Raw genomic sequence first — 18,752 nt, 5'->3', positions numbered from 1 at the left:
GCACCGCAGGCCAGCACGATCTGCGCGCGCTGCACGATCGAGTGGGGCAAAGAGCGGGAGTTGGCGATGCTCTGCAGCTGCTGAACTTCGTCCTCCGTGAGAACCAGCGGCGGCATCGGACGGCCGAAGCGGGGGCTGATATTTATGGCCGCCCATGGTTCAGGTGGTGGTGAAGGGGAGCCCCATGCGCATCGGGGCGGGTGGGTTACGGCTGAGCCATCGCAGCGATCAGTGCAGCCAGCTAGGCGTCATCCAGGTCGAACAGCTCACGGTTGCCAGCACCCATAACCTTCTGGTCCTTACCTACGCACCGCAGCATGAGCCGCTGATGACACCACGCATCGAGCTGGCTGAGGTGTCGGATGCCCCAGCGATCATCACCCTCACCGGAGAGCTGCTGGAGGAGATCCAGACCCGCATCAGCGAGCGGGTCTTTCATTTCTGTCAAGCGACATCCGGAATTGGCTGGACCAGTTTTCGCTGTCGCCTGACAATTTCGATGCGACGTCCACCCAGTCGCGACTGGAGGCAGCCCTGGAGAACGGTCGATGCGTCGTCTTCCTCGCCCGCGGCCCTGGCAACAGCAGCGAGCCTCTGGCATTCCTGGCACTGTGCGAGGTCTTTGCGCTCTATGCCGAGCTCTACGTGCGCCCGCCCCATCGGGGCCCCGGCGTTGGCAGCGCTCTGCTGGCTGCCAACGCCGAGGCCATGGCCGCAGGCAGAGCTGGAGTCGACTGGAGGTGGCGACGCCGCCGCTGCCTGCCTTCGCGCGCACTCTCGACTTCTATGAGCGAGAGGGCTTCGCGGTCAGCGGGGGGCAAAAACTCCGGGCTCTGATCGAACCGGCACAGGAACCATGAACAGTCGCCACCCGGAGCATCGGTTTCGCCGCGCAGCACGGTGCACCTGCGGAGATCAGCTGCGCACCGGAGGCTCCTGGGCTCCAGCACCGCCCTGCCCCTCTCCCTCCTCCGCAGCCGCTACCAGCGGGTGTGAGCCGCTCAGAGGCTCCAGAGCTCCCAGGTGATGGCAGCTGGGTCGTCGCTCAGCACGGCACGGACCTCCTGCTAGAGAGTCTCCGCCTGCCCGAGCGGTTGCTCATGGGTCGGGATCTCATCCTGGATGGTCATGGCCGCTTAGGAGTTTGCTGAAAAACCTGGCCGTCCCTGCGAAAATGGGGCAACTGCCCCTGTCGTGATGCGTGGTCAGCAGGAGCGCAGCGGCTCCCTGTTCTCCTACGTGTCGATCGAGGAGCGGATCCCGGCCAGTCATCCGCTGCGGCGGATCAGGAAGCTGGCTGATCAGGCGCTCGATCGGCTCAATCCCACCTTCTGTGAGCTGTATGCATCAGAAGGGCGGCCATCAGTCCCACCAGAGGAGCTGCTGTTGGCCTCACTGCTGCAGGCGTTCTACGGGATCCGCTCAGAGCAGTTGCAGGCGGCTCTGACGACATGCGTCCCCCACGTAGCCCATTAGGACTGTTCAAGGCCGCCCATCAGCACCCCTTGCAGGCTCTAGACCTCAAGCTACATCACCCATGACCTCTGTTGCGTCTACTTGGTCAAGCCAGATCGGGACGAGTTTCTTCAAGGCTGCTTCCATTAATGACACTCCAGCGCAGCCGTGCGTCCAAGCTGGGCCAGTGGCAGGGGCTCACACCACCGGAAACTTCCAGGCCAGAAGCCAGCTGAACAGGCTCGCCACCAGCAATTGCCCAAGCACGAAGGCCCAGACGTTGGCCGAGGTAAGGATCGGTGCGGCGAACAGGCTCATGGCCCAGGAGATCAGCACCAGCCCCACCAGCGGGATGCATAAGAACAACACCATCAGCAATGCCGTCGAGCGCAGCCGGCTCAGCAAGGCGGCGCGGCGCGGCTTAGCTCTCATCGGATCCGGGCTCCCGCCGGCTTCTCCCCACACTCCAGCCCACCACGAACCCCACCAGTCCCCCAGCTAGTGCACCCTGCAGCTGGAGCATCTGGCGGCGGAATCTCCAGGGCATGGCACCGAGCTGAAGCCCCACCACTAGAGCCACGCTCAGACCCAGAACCAGGCCTCCTCCACCAAAGAGGCCCAGAACCTCCCCGCCTGAGCGTTTGGGGGAAGGCGGCTTCCCTGGGGCCACCGGCTGATTGCCCACACGTTTGGCTCAGATTCGTTCATTCTGGGGGGAAGGAGCTTGCCGTGCCTGCCTTCAGCGTCTGTGTGCCGATCACGCCATCTCTGGCCCACGATCATGGCCAGGCCTCGCAGGTCGCTCAGCGATGGCTCTCCACTAATTGCGATCTGCTGCTGTTCGGTGAATGGGGCGTGCCTGAAGGCCCCGGCGACCAGCTGATTCCAGATCTGCGCACCACCGACGACGACCAGCCCCGCCTCGACGACCTGCTGCGCCTGGCCAGCACCCGCCGCCCGTCGAGTTCGCTGCTGCTTATCCATCCAGGTGCCGAGCCCGACGAGGCTTGGTTCGAGGTGGTGGCGGAGCTGGCGGCTCGGGACACACCTGCGCTGGCCTGGGGCCGGGCCTGGCGGCGCGCTGGCCCCGATGCCGCGGAACGCCTCGATCCATCATCCATGCCAGCCTGGGTGTTGATGCCCCATGGCGCCTGGGCTCCACCGCCTCACCTGGCCCCCGATTTGGCCGCCGACCCCGCCGTGGCCTGGCCCTGGCTGTTCGATCTGGCCGGCCAGCAGGGCTGGGACGCGCTTGATTGCAGTGATGTGGCTCCCCTCCGCTGTACAGGCGGGGCCAGCCAGGCGGCCCAAGACAGCCAGAGGACGTGGTCAGCAGCCAAAGAGCCCGAGGTGGCATCGATCAAGCGGCTGGGTTCGGGCCCGGCGGGAACTGTGCGTCTCAGCCTGCTGCTGGAGGTTTCCCCAGCCGAGCGGGATCGCTGGCGCGACAACCTGCTCCCCGGCGGCTCAGTGCCCTGGGAGATCGCGGCCTCCAGCGGCGAGGCTCTCGGCGACCTGCTCTGGCTGATCGACACCAGCCACTGGCAGGATCACCCACCCCTACCCCTGCTGCCCCTGTTGATCCGATCCTTCCGCCATCCCTGGGTCGATGGCGTGCTGATCGATGGCGCCAGTCCCGTGTTGCGTCGTTGTCTGGTGGAGCACCTGGGGCCCGCGGCCTTCGAACCCGGCCGGGCTCAGGCCCACGGAGCACAGCTCTGGCGTCTGCCGCTGCAGGCCTGCATCGCTGAAACTGGAAACCTCAGCGAAGGCTTGGCCGTGAACGAATCCGATCCCCTCTGGCAGGCGACTGAAGCGCAACTGGCCCGGGCCGAAGCCCTGTTGCTGGCCCAGCAGCAGCGCATCAAGGAGTTGGAGGCCCAGCTGGCGATCCGCTCCCGGTCGGTGTTCCAGCCTCCAGCTGATTCAGGAACCGGCTGAACTGTCCGAGACGTTCCAGGGCCTGGTGGCGCCAGGGGGACTTCTCCTCCAGGGCTGCATCCAGCGGCGGTGGCATCGTGGCGGGATCAAGGCGTTGCAGCAGATCCAACCGTTGCAGGGCCAGGTGATCGTCGGGGCGCAGGTCGAGCAGGGTGCGGTAGGCCTTCCGTGCTGCCAGCCAGTCTTCCTGGGCCAGAGCCTCGTCGCCGCGCTGGATCACGGCCTCGATGCGAAGCTCCCTGAGCTCGATGGCAAGCGGCAACTGCTCCGGAGCCAGCAGCACCGCTCGATTCATTGCTTCGATTGCCTCACTCCAGCGCCCGAGCTTGCGCAGTCGGCGCGCCAGGTCCAGCTGCAGCTGAAGCCGTTCATCGTCGCTGGCCGCTTCTAGCAGGAGGCCCTGAGTCAAGACCGCCAGGGCCTGCTCCTCCTCACCCATGCTTTCCAATCCCCGAGCGAGGGCCAGCAGGTGGCGGGGCTTCGCTTCCCCACGGGTCCAGAGCGCCCGCAGAAGTGGTTCCGCATCGGCCCAGCGCTCCAGCCGCAGCAGGGCGTCGAGCAGCATCCCCTCCAACTGCAGACGTTCGTCATCGCTGCCTATCTCTGCAAACGAGAGCCGTTGACGAAGTTGGCGCACCGCCGCGTCCAGCCGGCCGTGCTCCAGGCGCATTCCCGCCAGTTCCAATTCGAGGCTCACCAGATGCGGGCGAGCCTGCAGAAGCTCTACATAGGCCGCCTCCGCAGCCTCGATGTCGCCATGGTCGCGGTTTCCACGAGCTGCCATCAGCAGCCGGGCCACGCCCAACACTCCTTTTGCGGGGGTGAGGTTCACAGCCTCAGCACCACTGACTCAACCAACGGCGGCGAAATTGATTGATTGGTGCATTGTTGCTGCTTGCGCCTTCGGTACAAATACCAGAGCCTGTTGAGCTGAAAGCTGCGCCGGTTGGCGTCTGCCAAGGTCGGATCACTGGCAATCGTGGCGCTCTGATCGGGATTTAGAGGCGCCATGGCCTGCTGGATGCCTTTTGCCACAATCGATTCCAGCCCAGGGCAGGCCTGCAGGCGGTCCTGATAGTCAAGATCTTCGCAATAGGCCGGATGGAACCCCTCGTCGAACAATCTCACCCTGTCCCAGGCCAGGGCCGTGATCAGGAAGGCGGAAAAACTGGCCGGAGCCGGTAACAAAGGCATGAACTGGTCCTTCTCTGGATCGATCCGGCCCAGGGCCGCAGCCAGGATCCCAGGCGCGGATGCCACATCGTTGTTCACGATCAAGGCCACAGCCGCTTCCGGAAAGCTCAGCAGGATCTGGTTCCAGGCCGCCGCCACAACGCCGTTGCCGAACGCCCACGCCACCCGCACCTGGCCGATGCCGGGGTAGCCCTCGCGCTCGAGCAGGGCGAGACGCTGGCGCAACTGCTGGGCATCTGCGTCCGACCGGCCACTGCAGTTGTCCACTATCGCCAGTGTCTCGACCGGCACGTCGATAGTTGCCAGCAGGGCCTCCAGCAGATCAGCCCGGTTCAGCACCGGCAGCACGCCTTCAGTGGGCAGTGGCGGCGCGAACCGCTCCATGTCCTGCCAGAACACCCGCAGCAGCCTCTGGTCGCTGCAGCGCTCCACCAGGTCCGCCAGGCAGCGCAGCAGATCAGGCAGCACAAGCTGTTCAGCTGCCCCGCGGCGGGGCATGTCCCGGAACCAGGCCAGCTTCCAGCTCACCACGGCGTCGCGTGCCCCCGCCAGATCCCCCAGGCTCAGCAGCAGATCGATGGCCTCAGCCCGCTGGGCAGGCGATGACCCCCCGCTCGCGGCCGTGATCGCCTTCACCCGCTCGCCATAGCGGCCGCCCAGCTCCTGCCACGAAGCAACCGACGCGGCTAGGACTCGGAGCTGGGCCGGCTCGGGCCCCTCCATCGCCTCCAGCTCGTTCGGCTCCACAGGTCAGGGTGGCTCACTGCGCACAAGGCTAACGAGATGAACCCCTTAGGCTTATCCCAAAATTATTGGGCTGCATGCCGCCGCGGCTCAAGGCCACCGTGATCGTTGTCACATTACTGACGGCAGGGCCGATGAGTTGGGCGGGCTGGAGCATCGGGCAGGCCTTGCTCCGCTTTGATCAGAACCGGGGTTGGGTGCAAGGTGAGGGCTGGACTCGTCGGCCCCAGCGCACACCCTGATTCGTTGCCGTGTGCAGGGGATCACACGTCAGAAACTCCCCCAGTTGATCGATCCCGACGACTCCATCGGCCTAAGCAGCCCAGCCGTCCTCGTCTCCTTCCTCGTCCGGGTCAGGAGGCCACTGCAGCGTTACCACCACCGGTGCATGGTCGCTGGGTTTCTCGTTGGCCCGCACCTCCTTGTGGATCACGCAGCCGGTGGCCCGCTCCCGCAGTTCCTCGCAGAGATAGATGTGGTCGATGCGCCAGCCGCTGTCGCGGTCCCAGGCGCCGCTGCGGTAGTCCCACCAGCTCCACTGGCCCGTTTCGGGCTCGAAGACCCGGAACACATCCTCCAGCCGCCCATCCAGGGCCAGGCTCAGGGCCTGCCGCTCGGCCTCGCTGGCCATGATCCCGCCACTGAGCCGCTTGGGGTCGTGGATGTCGCGGTCTTCGAGGGCGATGTTGAAGTCGCCCACCATGCAAACGGGGTCGCCGTCGTTGTCCTGGGCGTCGAGGTAGCGGCGCAGGCAGGCCAGCCATTCCAGCTTGTAGCTGTACTTGTCGGAACTCAGCGATGAGCCATTGGGCACGTAGAGGTTGAGCACCCGCACCCCTTCGATCCGGGCGCTGATCACCCGCTTCTGCTCCGCCAGCGCCAGGGCCGCTTCATCGGGCAGCAGGGCGTCGAAGCCGACGCGCACATCCTCGAGCGGCAGCCGGCTGAGGATCGCCACGCCGTTGTAGGCCTTCTGGCCGCTGATCACGCCGCTGTAGCCCAGGGCCGTGAAGGCCTCCATCGGGAAGGCCCCGTCTTCCACCTTCGTTTCCTGCAGGCAGAGCACCTCAGGGCTTTCCCGCTCCAGCCAGGCCACCACCTGCTCCAGCCGGCTGCGCACGGAATTCACGTTCCAGGTGGCTATCTGCATGCCGCAACATTCAGCCACCGCTGGTGGCACTTAGCATCAAGTCACCATCCTGTCCCGTCGCACGCCTGCCATGGCCCGTCACCTGGCCCTTGCGGCCCTTGCCCTGCTGGCCGCTCCCCTCCTCGTCCCGCCGGCTCAGGCCCAGTCGTCGTCAACCAGCTTCGGGCAGTCGATTCAGGAGCAGCAGATCTACGACAACAGCCCCACCGGCCGCCCCAGCAGCGGCATCCTCGAATCGGGCAATCCGCTGGAGCTGATGAACAAGCTGCGGCGCAACAGTGCCCTAGACAACGCCACCCAGCCGGGTGACGCCATCGATCAGGCCATCAGGGCCCTTGAGGCCCAGGCAGCTCCTTAGGTTCAGGCGGCTGCCCAACCGCAGGCTGCTGCTCAGACGGAGTTGGTTTCGGCCCCTTGATGCGCCGCAGCGGCTCCAGTCCCCAGGCAGCCGCCACGTCATCGAGGCGCAAATCGGGCTTATTCGGATTCAGGCGCCGGGCTCGATCGAGTAATTCCAGGGCCTGGGGGGTCTGCCCCTGCTGCTGCCGCAACAGGGCCTGGCCCAGCACCGGCCGGGGGTCGACGGGGTGTGCTGCTGCGAGCTTGCGGTAGAGGTCATCGGCGGCCTTGGTCTGCCCCCGCCGCTGCTGCAGGTCGGCCAGCAGCAGCCCCAGCCCCAATGCCTGCTCAGTGGCTTTCTCGCGGCTGGCTTTCTGGTAGGCCTTGGTGAGCAGGGCCTCGGCGTCTGATCCCCGGCCCTGCTCCAGCTGCAGCAACGCCATCAGCTGCAACGCCTCGATCTGGTCGGGTCTGAAGTTGAGCAGCTGGCGCAGCTCCCGCTCGGCGCCGCTCGGATCCTTCTGGTCGCGGCGCAGTTCCGCCAGCATCAGCCGCAGGCTCCAGCGCTCGGGCTGTTGATCGGCCATGCGCTCCAGCAGTGCCGTGGCCTCGGCTTTGTTGTCGAGGGCCAGCAGCAGCTGCAGCAGCCGTTGCTGCTGGCCCTCGCTGGCCTGCCCCCGGCTCACCTCCGCCCGCAGGCTGATCGCCTGCTTCTCCAGCTCGATTCGGGAGCGGTCCAGCGGCCGGCTGCCCAGGCTGCGCTGCCCCAACCACCACCCCGCCATCAGGGAAAGGGCCGTCAGGGCCGCCGCACCCAGCACCAGCAACGCCCGTGGCCGGGAGCCCAGAGCGGCGGTGGAGGGGCGGGAGGGCATCGATCCTGAACCAGGCCCAGCAAGTCTGGCCCCTGGTGCCCTCGCTAGATTGCGGCCCGGGCCAATGGATGCCCCCACCGACGATGCGTCACCATCCCATTTCCCCGGTCACCGAACCCCTGCAGTACCGGGCCATAGGCGTGGTGCGTGGCCAGTACGTCCCCTCCGGCCCAGAGCAGCTCACCCGTGGGCTGATCCGCACCGACGACGGCAGCGAGATCGACGCGGTCGTGCTGGGCCGTGTGCTCAGCCTGGTGCGTCGCCACCTCGACCTGGACCGCTCCCATCTCTGGGTGGTCTATCCGCGCTGCCGGGAAGCCGGCTCCCTCCACCTGCAGATGGTGGGCGTGTGGGAGCCCAGCACCCTCAGCGAGCCGGATCCTGATGCTGATGCCTTGCCAGGCGTCGAAGCGGAGCCACCAGCCGACGCTCTCCCCGAAGGCGACGATTACTTCTCGGTGCGGGGCGAGCTCATCTACACCCGCCCCGACTCAAACGAGCTGGTGGTCAAGGTGCGCCAGCGCCCCCGGCCTGATGGCAGCCGCCCCCAACCGTTCAAATTGCCCCTCAGCGGCCAGGTGCCCCTTGAGCATCTGCGTCACTTCGTGGCCCTCGACCTGCGCCGTCAGGGCCAGAACCTGCAGGTGGAGAGCTTTGAGGTGATCGGACCGGTGGCCCAGCGCGGCAGCCGCGGCGGCAAGGGACGCACGGAACGGGGCGGCCACCGCACGCACGTGAGCCGTCCCGCCCACTGAGATGGAAGCCCGGCCCCAGCGCGGTGATGGCTCCTCAGGCGCCCTGCGCGTCGGTGCCGTGGTGGCTGGCGGCACCCTGCTGGCCGTTCTGGGCCCTGCCCTGGGCCTCTCTCCCTGGCTGGTGGCCCTTGCCGCAGGCGGCGGGCTCGCCGGGCTCACCGTCGATTCGGCCCGTTTCGGCGGCCGCGGCGGCCACCTGCTGGCTGAAACCCTCCCCGGTGGGCTCTCCCGCCTGCGGCGCATCGCCATCCACGAGGCCGGCCATGCCCTGGTGGCAGAGCAGGAAGGCTTGGCGGTGAAGCAGGTGCTGGTGGGCAGCCTGGCCTGCCTGCGGGCTGGCGTCGGAGCCAGCGGCAGCATCGAGTTCGAGCCCCCCCAGCACGCCAAGCTCCCCCCCGACGACCTGCGCCGCTGGAGCCGGGTGCTGCAGGCCGGCATGCTCGCCGAGCGGCTTCTCTACGAGCAGGCCCGTGGTGGCGCCGACGACCGGGCCCTGCTCGGGCGCCTCTGGGGGCTCTCCGGTTTCGATGTCGACACCGCCCAGCGGGAGCAGAGGCGTGCCCGCCGTGAGGTGGAGCAACTGCTGCGCCGCCGCCAGAGCGAGCTCGAGGCCCGCGCCGAGGCCCTGGTGCTGGCGGCCCCCCGCTTGCTGCGCGCCAGCGCCTGAGCTCCATGGTGCTGGCCTTTCTGGATTGCCCCACCGGCCTGGCCGGTGACATGCTCCTGGCGGCCCTGCTCGATCTGGGCCTGCCTGAGGCCGTGATCCACGAGCCCCTGGCCCTGCTCGGCCTGGAGGGCCGCTACCGCCTGCACCACCAGGACAGCCGCAGTGGCGGCCTGCGCGGGCGCCGGCTCACGGTGGAAACCCTCGAGCCGGATCCCCCCCACCGCTCCTGGGGCGGCCTGCGCCAGACCATCAGCACCAGTGCCCTTGAGCCGCTTCTGCGCGAGCGGGTGCTGGCGGTGTTCAGCCTGCTGGCGGACGCCGAGGGTGCGGTGCACGGCCACGCCCCCGAGCAGGTGCACTTCCATGAGGTGGGGGCCCTCGATGCCCTGGTGGATGTGGTGGGGGTCTGCGCCGGCCTGCTGCACTTTCAGGTGGACCAGCTGATCTGCGCCCCCCCGCCCGCCGGCCATGGCAGCGTCAACACGGCCCATGGCCGCTTGCCCCTACCGGCCCCGGCGGTGCTGGAGCTTGCCCGGCGCGGCGCCATTCCCCTGGCGAGCGCAGAAGGGTTCCCGCCAGGGGAGCTCACCACCCCTACAGGCCTGGCCCTGATGGCCTGCTGGGCCGAGCGTTTCGGCCAGGCACCCAGCCTGGTGCCGCAGCAGGTGGGGATCGGCCTGGGCCACCGGGTGCTGGATCGCCCCAACCTGCTCCGTCTCTGGCTGGGGGGAACTGGCTTCGGTGCTGAGTCGCCGGCCAGTACGTCGGCCAATGCTGCCCAGCTGGAAACGGTGGTGCAGCAGCAGGCCCAGATCGATGACGCCAGCCCCGAGGACCTGGCCTTTCTGGTGGAGGAGCTGCGCCGTGCCGGTGCCCTCGAGGTGTTCACCGCTGCCATCCAGATGAAGAAGGGTCGCCAGGGGGTGCTGCTCACCGTGCTGGCCCGGCCAGATCAGGCCGAAGAGCTGCGCCGGATCTGGTGGTGCCACGGCAGCAGCCTCGGGGTGCGCGAGCAGCTGCAGCAACGCTGGGTCCTGCCTCGTTTGAGCCGTGCTCTGCGCACCCGCCTGGGGGTGGTGCAGGTCAAGCAGGCCGAGGTTCCCGGCGGCCCCAATCGCTACAAGGCCGAACACGACGACCTGGCGGCCCTCGCCCGCCGCCATGGCCTCAGCCTCGCCCAGGTTCGCCAGGTGGTGGACGAGGCCGCGGCCGGGGACAATGCCTGGGTTCAACCACCCACCAGCTGATGAAGTCCCCCCAGCAGCTGTGGTCAGCGCTGACCGCCCGCCTGCCGCCCCTGCCACCCCTGCCGGGCGGTGCACGCCTGTGGGTGACGCTGCTGAGCCTGGGCTTCCTGCTGGCGGCGCTCAAGGGCAACGGCGAGCAGCTGCTGGCCCTGCGCCTCGATCCCCAGGGCTGGCTCTGGCTGGTGATCGGGGTGGGGGTGAGCCTGCTCAGCCTCGTGATCAATGGCCTGGCCTGGGCTGTGTGCCTGCGCTGGTTCCGGCTCAGGCCCCGCTGGGGCCTGAGTGTGCGTGCCTACATGAGCACCAACCTGCTCAAGTACCTGCCCGGCGGCATCTGGCACCTGGCGGAGCGGGTGCGCTTGCTCGGCCAGGACGGGCGCCTGCTCGATGGCCCTCAATCTTCGGTGGCCGCTCCCCTGGCCCTGGCGGCCACCCTGCTGGATCCGCTGCTGGCTGCCAGCGCAGCCATGGCGCTCGCAGCGGCAGTGGGCTGGACGGCTGGCTGGCCCCTGCTGGGCCTGTTGCCCCTGCTGCTGCTTGTGCCGCGCTGGTTCCAGCCCCTGCTCCAGCGTCTCGAGCGCTCGCGCGAGCGCCAGCTGGCCCGGGCCCAGCGGTCCGCTGAAGCGGAGCCGGCGGCTACAACCAGCCCGGAATCAGCCGGTTTCGTGCTGCCCGGCTACCCGTTGCTGCCGCTGCTGGCGCTGGCGCTGTTCGTGCTGCTGCGCTTCGGGGGGTTTGCGGCCTGCGTGCTGGCCTTTGATCAGCAGCTGTCCCTGCCCTGGGTCGGCTGGCTGCTGGGCTTCGCTCTGGCCTGGACAGCGGGCCTCGTGGTGCCCGGCGCCCCCGGCGGCATTGGGGTGTTCGAGGCGGTGCTGCTGCTGCAGCTAGGCGGGCAGGTGGCGGAAGCTCCGCTGCTGGCCGTGGCGCTCAGCTACCGCCTGGTGGTCACGGCGGCTGATCTGCTGGCAGCCCTCACCGCCCGGCTGGATGGGGCCATCGACCAGCCGCGACTGCCAGGAAACCGGGTTGGAACCCTGGCCGGAACTCAGGCCGGAACTCAGGCCGAAGCCTGAGGCAGAAACCTCTGGGCCCAAGCCTGAGGAGCCTCTCCTCTTCGCAATTGCTGGACCTGTTGAGAACAGCGGTTACAGTGGCTTTGACGTTCGGGGTGATCCAGTGCCATCCCGATTGCCGGAAGCTTCGACGGCCTCCACGCCGCCGGCCACTGAACTGCGCTCCAGCCTGCATGGGCGAGGCCAGCGGCTCACCCCCCAGCGCCAGAAGGTGCTTTCCCTGTTCGAGCGCATCGGCGAAGGCAGCCACCTCAGTGCCGAGGAGGTGCATCAACGCCTGCTGCGGGCCGACGAGCGGGTCTCCCTGGCCACGGTGTACCGCACCCTGCGCCTGCTCAGCTCGATGGAGCTGCTGCGGGAACTGGAGTTGCCGGAAGGGGGCCGCCGCTTCGAGCTGGCCAGCGACGCCCATCGCGATCACCACCACCTGGTCTGTGTGGGCTGCGGTCGCACCGAGGAGTTCGAAAGTGCCGTGGTGCTGGCCGAGGGCCGCCAGGCCGCCGGCAGCCATGGCTTTCGCCTGATCGAATGCGTGCTCAACGTGCGGGCCCTGTGTCCTCGTTGCGCGGCCGGCGAATCCGCCTGAACGGCGGCCCAGTGGGCGCTGAGGGCAGCGAGCAGGGTGGCGCGATCGCCGTGGAGCCTGAGCATGGCTGAGGTGCGAGAACGATCCCAAGGCTGGGCCCAGCGCGTTGGAGCACCGGGCCCAACGGTCACCGATGGGGGAGTGAAAAGGCACAGGCCAATGGCCCTTCGGCGACGGGCGGGAGCAGGGGCCGGGCTTGCAACAAAGCTCGTTATTGAGAACCGATTGCAAAAGGGCAGACTTGCTGTTTAGATTGCGAGTCATTCGCAATAGCGACGGTCACGTGAGCTTCCGTTTCCTGCCCGATCAGCCCCTCTCCTGCGTGCGGATGCCGACCGGCCAGACCGTGCTGCTCGATCCCGCTCTCCGCCCCGGCGGCACCTCGATCCAGGTGCTTGAAGGCATCGCCCGCGTTTACTGCCCCTGCGAGGAAACAGAAGGCATGACCCTGGCCTTCCTCCAGCCCGGCGATCAGCTGCGCACCGACCGCCTCTGCAGTGAAGGCGTCTGCGTGGAGGCCCTCACCCCCCTCTGCTTCCGCTCCGAAGCCGAAGCCAGCGACGGCAGCGGCTTCGATCCGGTCAACGAATGGACCCTGCAACTGCTGCGCATTCGCCATCTCGGCTCCGCCGAGCAGCGCCTGCATGCCCTCTTCGGTCTGCTGGTGCGCCGCCTCGGCCGCCGTTGCGGTCCGTGGTGCGATCTGCCCTTCCGCCTCACCCACGAGCGCATCGGTGAGCTGATCGGCACCACCCGGGTCACCACCACCCGCTTGATCTCAAGGATCCGCCAGGCTGAGCTGCTGGAAGCCCCGGCTGGCGAACCCGGGCTGCGCCTGGCGCCCTCCCTGGTGGAATCCGCACCCCTGGCCGCCGCCTGATTTCCCTTCCCGCGCCACCGCCACCACAGCCTTCTGCCCTGCTGCCTTGCCCGCTTTCGGCTGGCTGGGAGCTGGTGGCCCACGGCGTGCTTCCTGCCAAAGGCCGCGATGGCCGCAGCCTCGGAGGCTTCTCCGCCATCGCCAGCGATCCCAGTGATGGGCGTCTCTGGCTGCTGAGCGACCGCGAAGAACCCGAGCTGGTTCCGATCTGGGATCTGGAAGCTCTTGGCCGGCGCCCCTTGCGCCTGGGTGAGCGGCTGCCCCTGCGCAACGCCACGGGCGAACCCTTCCCGGCCCCCCTCGATGCCGAGGGCCTGGTGCTGGAGGGCAACGAGCTCTGGATCGTGACGGAGGAGCGCCGCAGCGCTGATCGCCCCGCCCAGCTGCTGCGCTTCGATTGGCGCAGCGGCCACCTGCTCCAGGCCCAGCCTCTGCCCCAGCCATGGAGAGCCGCCCCCGGCCAGGGCCTGGCTGTCAACCAGGGGCCCGAGTCGCTCACCCGTCTGCCGGGCTCACCCCTCACCCTGCTGCTGGCGGCCGAGCGCCCCTTGCTGCAGGATCCCCCCGATCAGCTGCGTCTGCTGGAGCACGGACCAGGGGGCTTCAGGCCCGTGGGTTCCCTGCAGCTGTTGTTGCCCGCCCCCTACTGGGGGCTCACCGAGTTGCTCGCTCCCCCGGGCGGTGGCCTGCTGGGTCTGGTGCGGGGCTTCGAGCCGCCCGCCAGCTGGTGGGCCCAGCTGCTGCATTTGTCCCCGCCGGGGCCGGAGGGGTCGCTGCAGGCGCCGCTGGCGCGCTGGGACCTGCTGGCCGCCGGTCTCCCCCCCGACAACTGGGAGGGACTGGCCCTGGGGGCTCCCCTTCCCGATGGTCGTCCCACCCTGCTTCTGGTGAGCGACGACAACTTCAATCCGCTGCAGGCCAACCGCCTGGCCCGCCTCGCCCCGCGCCGGCTGGCCGGCTGCAGCAACAGCAGTACCAGCACCAGCAGCATCAGCAGCAGCGGTTCAGTCGCGGCTCTCGAGGGTGGGGATCAGGGCCAGTGAGGCCACCATTCCCAGGGCCATGATCACCAGGGCCGGTGCCATCGCCGCCCCCACCCGCTCATCACTGGCGTACTGGAACACGCGCACGGCCAGGGTGTCGAAATCGAACGGGCGCAGGGAGAGCGTCAGCGGCAGCTCCTTCACCACATCCACGAACACCATCAGCGCACCCACCAGCACCGGCCCGCGCAGCAGCGGCAGGTGCACCCGCCTGAGCACCTGGGTCCAGCTGCAGCCCAGGCTGGTGGCCGATTCATCGATGCTGGGAGGGATACGCTCCAGGCCGGCATCGAGGCCCTGCTTCGACACGGCCATGAAGCGCACCCCGTAGCCCCAGATCAGCAGCAGCAGCGGGCTCAGTGCCCAGGGGCCCCCGATCAGCATCAGCCCGAGGGCCATGACGCTGCCCGGAACGGCGTAGCCCATCCCCGCCAGGAAACTGAGCTGGCGCACCACCAGCTGGGGGCTCCAGCGCCGGATGATCGACAGCAGCAATGCCGCCACCGCCGTGAGCAGGGTGGCCACCAGGGCCAGACCGAGACTGCGCCCGGCCAGGGTGAGCTGCTCAGCGAGCGGCTCCAGCAGCAGATTGCGCCAGCCCTCCGCCACCCACACCAGGGGAATGGCCAGCGCCAGCAGGGGCGGCAGCGCTACGACCAGCTGGGCCAGCAGGGCGCGCCAGCCGCTGAGCACATAGGCCTGGGCCTCCGCGTTGGCATGGCCCAGATTCCAGCGGCGGCTGCGCTGGCGCAGGGAGCGCTCGGCGGCCACCAGCAGCACCACGATCGCCAGCGCAATCAGAGACAGCAGCGCCGCCCCGCGGGGATCGCCCTCCACCTGCCAGCGATCGAGGATGCCGGCCGAGAGGCTGGGTACGCCGAGCAGCCGCACCGCGCCCAGCTCATTCACCACCTCCATCGCGCTCAGGGCCACCCCGGCACCGATCGCCGGCAGGGCGATCGGCAGGGCCACGCGGCGGAACGCCTGCCAGGGGCCCACCCCCAGGCTGCGGCTGGCCTCCAGCAGCTGGCCACCGGTGATCGAGAAACTCTCGGTGCTCAGCAGGAACACATAGGTGTAGTTGGCCAGGCTGAGCAGCAGCACCGCCCAGCCCATGCCGTGGATGCGCAGGCCGTGGCTGCTGCCCCAGTCGATCAGGCTGGCGGCCAGCAGATAGGCCGGAAAGGCCAGCGGCAGCAGCTGGGCGATCCGCAGCCAGCGCCGGCCGGGGAAGCGGCACGCGGCCGTGAGCCAGCCGATGGCGGTGCCCATCACCGCCCCGCAGACCCCTTCCCCCAGCACCAGCACCAGGGTGCCGCGGATCTGCTCGGCCCCATCGAACCCCAGGCCCAGCCCCCCCGCCATGGCCGGCTGGAAGGCGGCGTCGCGCAGCAAGGCCGCCAGCGGCAGCAGGGCGAACACACCTATCACCACCACCACGGCGGTTAGCACTGGCCGGCTGGAGGGGGTGACGCGCGGAAGCGGCCTGGGGGCGAGCAGGGTCACTTCCAGCCTGTTTCCACCATCAGAGCACTGGCCTCACGGTTGCCCCGGGCCAGCTGGTCGGCACTCACAGGCGATGGCTCGAAGCGGCCGAAGCTGTTGAGGATCGGGTTGTCGCCGAATCCCTGCAGGGGGTATTCGTTGTTGGCGGCCGCGTAGCCCTTGCCGGAGCTGGGGGAGACCAGAAATTCAATCAGCTTCGTGGCGGCCTCCTTGTGGCGGGCATGGCGGGTGACACCGGCCGCGGTGATGTTCACGTGGGTGGGCCTGGGGAAGACCACCTTGATCTTCTGCGCCAGGGCCCGGTCCTCCGGCTTGGCCTCATCCGAGAGCATCCTCGCCAGGTAGTACTGATTGGCGACCGTCACGCCGCATTCACCCCGGCCGAGCGCCCGCAGCATCGGCGTGTCGCTGGTGAAGAAGGGTGCTTTCACATTGGCCACCAGGCCCTGCATCCAGGTTCTGGTGGCGGCGGCACCCTTCTGCTGGAGGATGTCGGCCACCAGCGACTGGTTGTAGACACTGGCGCGGTTGCGCAGGCATAGCTTGCCCTTCAGCTCCGGCCTGGTCAGATCGGCGTAGGTTCCCAGGCTGGCCGGGTCCACCAGGGCCGGATTCACCATGATCGGCCGGGCCCGGCGGGTGAGGGCGAACCAGTTGCCGGCGGGATCGCGCAGGTTGGCGGGCACGTCGCGGTTGAGGGCCTCGGAGCGGATCGGCTGGAACAGCTCCTCCTGGCGGGCCCTCTGAATGCGGGCGGCATCCACGAGCACGAGCACATCGGCGGGGCTGCCCGACCCTTCACTCTTGAGGCGCACGATCAGTTCATCGTCCTTCCCCTCGAGCAGGTTCACCTTGATGCCGGTCTGGGCCGTGAACTGCTTGTAGAGCTCCTTGTCGGTGTTGTAGTGACGCCCCGAATAGACATTGACTTCCTGTTTACGGGCATTGCTGCAGCCCGTCAGCAATGCCAGCCCCAGAGCAGCGCCAAGGGCGAGTGCCCGGAACCGGAGCCGGCGGGGGCGATGCTGGGTCACGGGCGAAGAGATGTCGTCCAGGCAACGTACGGAGTCAGGTGGGCGGTCCTGCGTTCAATTGCTTCCACCTGATGTGACATCCGCTACCCCCGATCTTTCACCAGGCTCAGAGCCCGGCTCATCAACGCCGCTGGAGCTGGCCGCCCTGATCAGCGCCCTCTCCCGCCCCGGCGCCTACCCCGACGAGGCCTGGGGGGAGGAGCCGGCCGATCAACGCCGGGTGGAGCTGATCCAGACCCACATCAGCGTGGTCTTTCTCACCAGCTGCCGCGCCTTCAAGCTCAAGAAGCCCCTGCGCTTCTGGGGTCTGCTCGACTACGGCAGCGCCGAGCGGCGCTTGCACTGGTGCCGCGAGGAGGTGCGCCTCAACAGCCGCCTGGCGCCTGATCTCTATCTCGGTGTGGCTGCCGTGCTCCAGCTCGCCAGCGGTGAGGTGCGTCTTTCTCCTCTTGGCGAGGAGCTGGAGGGGGGCGAGCACGTGGTGGTGATGCACCGCTTCGCCGCCGCCGCCACCCTCGCGGCTCACCTTGCGGCCGATCGCGTCAGCGACATGCAGCTGGAGCAACTGGGGCGGTTCATCGCCCGTTTTCACAATCAGTACCCCCTGGCGCCGGAGCTGGCCTTTGGCGCCGAGATGCGTTTTGCGGCGGTGTTGCGCAACAACGTGCGCGCCACCCGCCGCTCGGTGCCGGAGCTGTTTCCCCCAGGGGTGCATGGGCTGCTGGTGAGTGGCCTGGCCCTGGCCCTGCGCCGCTCCAGATTCCGCCTGCGCCAGCGACTGGCGGCGGGGCAGGCGGTGGATGGCCACGGTGATCTGCGCCTTGAGCACGTGCTGCTGGAGCCACAGCTGGCAGTGGTGGATGGGGTGGAGTTCAACGCCGATCTGCGCCAGGTGGATCGGGCCTCGGATCTGGCCTTTCTGGTGATGGACCTGCAGGCGGCCGGTCATGGCGACCGCGTCGAGGCCCTCCTGGCCGGCTATGGACAGGCGATCGAGCCGGCTGTGCTCCAGCTTTTCTGCGCCTACCGCGCCCATGTCAGAGCGAAGGTGGAAGCGGCCACCAGTGGCGAACAGGAGATCCCTGTCCAGCAGCGCCAGGCCGCCAGGGCGATGGCGCGTCGCTACCTGAGCCTGGCCCTGGCCTACGTCGGCTGTGGGCTGGGGCCGCCGGCCCTGATCCTGCTCCATGGGCTGTCCGGCAGCGGCAAGAGCCACCTGGCCGCCCGCCTCGCCCCCTGGCTGCTGGCCGACCACCAGCGCAGTGACCTGATCCGCAAGCGCCTTTACGGCCTGACTCCCCTGCAGCGCCCCAGCGGCGAGCAGCGCCACAGGATCTACAGCCCCGATGCCCACCAGCGCACAGAAGACGCCCTGCTGGCAGCTGCCGAGGCCAGCCTGCGGCAGGGCCGATGGGTGCTGCTCGATGCCACCCACCTGAGGGCCGGCAGCCGGGAGCGAGCCATCCAGCTGGCCCGGCGCGTGGGGGCGGTGCCCCTGCTGCTGGAGGTGCGGGCCGATCAGGCCCTGCTCCAGCAGCGGCTGGAGCGGCGAGAGCGCCTGGATGACGACCCCAGCGACGCCGACCTGGCGGTGCTGCTGGAGCAGCGGCGCACGGCCGAACCGCTCAGCTCCGCCGAGCAGCTGCGCAGCCTGGTGGTGCACTCCCACCAAGGCCTCGACGAGTCGATGGTGCTGATGGAGCTATGGGAGTGCTGGGAGCGAGCTGCTGAAGCCGATCTCAACTGCCGATCCAGTGGGCGCACAACTGGCGCCGGTGGGGGCGGCGACGGTGCTCCCACAGGTAAATCGCCTGCCAGGTCCCGATCAGCAAGCGGCCCCGTTCAAAGGACAGGCTGAGGCTGGTGGCGGTCAGGGCGGTGCGGATGTGGGCCGGCATGTCATCGGCCCCTTCGTCGTCGTGGACCCAGGCGTGCAGGGGGCCAGCCCCGCTGATGGGACGCACCCCCTCCTCGGGCACCAGTGCTCTCAGATAGGCAGCCAGATCCACCAGCACCCGCGGATCGGCGTTTTCGTTGATGGTGAGGCTGCAGCTTGTGTGAAGCACGCTCAGGTGCAACACCCCCAGCTCCAGGCCGGTGGCCGCAAGGCAGGTCTTGAGCCGGGCCGTCAGGTCATGGAAGCCCTCCCCAGTGGTGGTGAGTTCAAGCCGGTCGAGGTGCTGACGCAGCATCAGGGTTGAAGGGGGCAAAAAGGTCGGCGGGTTGCAGGGCTGTTGCATCTGAGTCGCGTCTTGTTGCACAG

At 68.5% G+C, this 18,752-nt stretch carries 19 protein-coding genes and 1 pseudogene; 11 read left to right on the top strand and 9 right to left on the bottom strand.

Going from position 1 to position 18,752, the window contains the following annotated elements; all coding sequences use genetic code 11:
• Positions 1 to 1,197 precede the first annotated feature (1,197 nt).
• Positions 1,198 to 1,431: pseudogene (locus KBY93_RS05710) on the top strand (transposase); the annotation flags it as partial.
• 222 nt (positions 1,432 to 1,653) lie between these two features.
• Here the strand turns inward: KBY93_RS05710 and KBY93_RS05705 are convergent.
• Positions 1,654 to 1,887, bottom strand: coding sequence for a hypothetical protein (locus KBY93_RS05705; protein ID WP_255093272.1), 234 nt, complete (start codon positions 1,885 to 1,887; stop codon positions 1,654 to 1,656).
• Positions 1,877 to 2,125, bottom strand: coding sequence for a hypothetical protein (locus KBY93_RS05700; RefSeq protein WP_255093271.1), 249 nt, complete (start codon positions 2,123 to 2,125; stop codon positions 1,877 to 1,879). Before KBY93_RS05700 ends, KBY93_RS05705 begins: the two co-directional genes overlap by 11 nt.
• 59 nt (positions 2,126 to 2,184) lie before the next feature.
• Here KBY93_RS05700 and KBY93_RS05695 point away from each other — a divergent pair, with 59 nt between their 5' ends.
• A complete protein-coding gene (locus KBY93_RS05695; RefSeq protein WP_255093270.1) occupies positions 2,185 to 3,396 on the top strand; it encodes a hypothetical protein in 1,212 nt (403 codons plus the stop codon).
• On the opposite strand, the gene KBY93_RS05690 is transcribed toward KBY93_RS05695, so the two are convergent.
• The 3 genes from KBY93_RS05690 to xth all read right to left on the bottom strand — a co-directional run bounded on the left by KBY93_RS05690 (position 3,320) and on the right by xth (position 6,484).
• Positions 3,320 to 4,180: a tetratricopeptide repeat protein gene (locus tag KBY93_RS05690; protein ID WP_255093269.1), complete on the bottom strand. Its 861-nt coding sequence runs from the start codon at positions 4,178 to 4,180 to the stop codon at positions 3,320 to 3,322. The two genes, KBY93_RS05695 and KBY93_RS05690, sit on opposite strands and share 77 nt — an antisense overlap.
• Positions 4,181 to 4,224: 44 nt before the next feature.
• Positions 4,225 to 5,337: a hypothetical protein gene (locus KBY93_RS05685; protein ID WP_255093268.1), complete on the bottom strand. Its 1,113-nt coding sequence runs from the start codon at positions 5,335 to 5,337 to the stop codon at positions 4,225 to 4,227.
• A 310-nt stretch (positions 5,338 to 5,647) separates the two neighbouring features.
• On the bottom strand, positions 5,648 to 6,484 hold the full coding sequence (xth, locus tag KBY93_RS05680; RefSeq protein WP_255093267.1) for an exodeoxyribonuclease III: 837 nt from the start codon (positions 6,482 to 6,484) through the stop codon (positions 5,648 to 5,650).
• Between the two features lie 70 nt (positions 6,485 to 6,554).
• Between xth and KBY93_RS05675 the strand changes: the two genes are divergently transcribed.
• Complete coding sequence (locus KBY93_RS05675) at positions 6,555 to 6,842, top strand: hypothetical protein (RefSeq protein ID WP_255093266.1); 288 nt, start codon at positions 6,555 to 6,557, stop codon at positions 6,840 to 6,842.
• Here KBY93_RS05675 and KBY93_RS05670 read toward each other — a convergent pair.
• Positions 6,811 to 7,698, bottom strand: coding sequence for a lipopolysaccharide assembly protein LapB (locus KBY93_RS05670; protein WP_255093265.1), 888 nt, complete (start codon positions 7,696 to 7,698; stop codon positions 6,811 to 6,813). The two genes, KBY93_RS05675 and KBY93_RS05670, sit on opposite strands and share 32 nt — an antisense overlap.
• An 83-nt stretch (positions 7,699 to 7,781) precedes the next feature.
• Here KBY93_RS05670 and KBY93_RS05665 point away from each other — a divergent pair, with 83 nt between their 5' ends.
• The 7 genes from KBY93_RS05665 to KBY93_RS05635 all read left to right on the top strand — a co-directional run bounded on the left by KBY93_RS05665 (position 7,782) and on the right by KBY93_RS05635 (position 13,949).
• Positions 7,782 to 8,453, top strand: a complete 672-nt coding sequence (locus KBY93_RS05665; RefSeq protein ID WP_255093264.1) for a hypothetical protein — start codon at positions 7,782 to 7,784, stop codon at positions 8,451 to 8,453.
• 1 nt (position 8,454) lies between these two features.
• On the top strand, positions 8,455 to 9,120 hold the full coding sequence (locus tag KBY93_RS05660) for a hypothetical protein (RefSeq protein ID WP_255093263.1): 666 nt from the start codon (positions 8,455 to 8,457) through the stop codon (positions 9,118 to 9,120).
• Positions 9,121 to 9,125: 5 nt separating this feature from the next.
• Complete coding sequence (larC, locus tag KBY93_RS05655; RefSeq protein ID WP_255093262.1) at positions 9,126 to 10,367, top strand: nickel pincer cofactor biosynthesis protein LarC; 1,242 nt, start codon at positions 9,126 to 9,128, stop codon at positions 10,365 to 10,367.
• A complete protein-coding gene (locus tag KBY93_RS05650) occupies positions 10,367 to 11,440 on the top strand; it encodes a lysylphosphatidylglycerol synthase domain-containing protein (RefSeq protein WP_255093261.1) in 1,074 nt (357 codons plus the stop codon). Before larC ends, KBY93_RS05650 begins: the two co-directional genes overlap by 1 nt.
• A gap of 115 nt (positions 11,441 to 11,555) precedes the next feature.
• The gene (locus tag KBY93_RS05645; RefSeq protein ID WP_255093260.1) at positions 11,556 to 12,026 is read left to right on the top strand and encodes a Fur family transcriptional regulator; all 471 of its coding nucleotides are present in this window, start codon (positions 11,556 to 11,558) and stop codon (positions 12,024 to 12,026) included.
• Positions 12,027 to 12,309: 283 nt separating this feature from the next.
• Positions 12,310 to 12,906 carry a helix-turn-helix domain-containing protein gene (locus KBY93_RS05640; RefSeq protein WP_255093259.1) on the top strand — a complete coding sequence of 199 codons (597 nt, stop codon included), beginning with the start codon at positions 12,310 to 12,312 and terminating at the stop codon, positions 12,904 to 12,906.
• 74 nt (positions 12,907 to 12,980) lie between these two features.
• The gene (locus tag KBY93_RS05635; RefSeq protein WP_255093258.1) at positions 12,981 to 13,949 is read left to right on the top strand and encodes an esterase-like activity of phytase family protein; all 969 of its coding nucleotides are present in this window, start codon (positions 12,981 to 12,983) and stop codon (positions 13,947 to 13,949) included.
• On the opposite strand, the gene KBY93_RS05630 is transcribed toward KBY93_RS05635, so the two are convergent.
• A complete protein-coding gene (locus KBY93_RS05630) occupies positions 13,911 to 15,455 on the bottom strand; it encodes an iron ABC transporter permease (protein WP_255093257.1) in 1,545 nt (514 codons plus the stop codon). The genes KBY93_RS05635 and KBY93_RS05630 overlap by 39 nt on opposite strands.
• Positions 15,452 to 16,489, bottom strand: a complete 1,038-nt coding sequence (locus KBY93_RS05625; RefSeq protein WP_255093256.1) for an extracellular solute-binding protein — start codon at positions 16,487 to 16,489, stop codon at positions 15,452 to 15,454. The genes KBY93_RS05630 and KBY93_RS05625 overlap by 4 nt, the downstream gene beginning before the upstream one ends.
• 73 nt (positions 16,490 to 16,562) lie before the next feature.
• Here KBY93_RS05625 and KBY93_RS16130 point away from each other — a divergent pair, with 73 nt between their 5' ends.
• A complete protein-coding gene (locus KBY93_RS16130) occupies positions 16,563 to 18,347 on the top strand; it encodes a bifunctional aminoglycoside phosphotransferase/ATP-binding protein (protein WP_255093255.1) in 1,785 nt (594 codons plus the stop codon).
• Here the strand turns inward: KBY93_RS16130 and KBY93_RS05615 are convergent.
• A complete protein-coding gene (locus KBY93_RS05615) occupies positions 18,229 to 18,681 on the bottom strand; it encodes a secondary thiamine-phosphate synthase enzyme YjbQ (protein ID WP_255093254.1) in 453 nt (150 codons plus the stop codon). The genes KBY93_RS16130 and KBY93_RS05615 overlap by 119 nt on opposite strands.
• Positions 18,682 to 18,752: the final 71 nt, after the last annotated feature.

This window comes from Synechococcus sp. J7-Johnson (assembly GCF_024345795.1).
In the GTDB taxonomy this organism is placed as follows: Bacteria; Cyanobacteriota; Cyanobacteriia; order PCC-6307; family Cyanobiaceae; genus Regnicoccus_A.
This window is presented reverse-complemented; position numbering and strand designations above follow the sequence as displayed.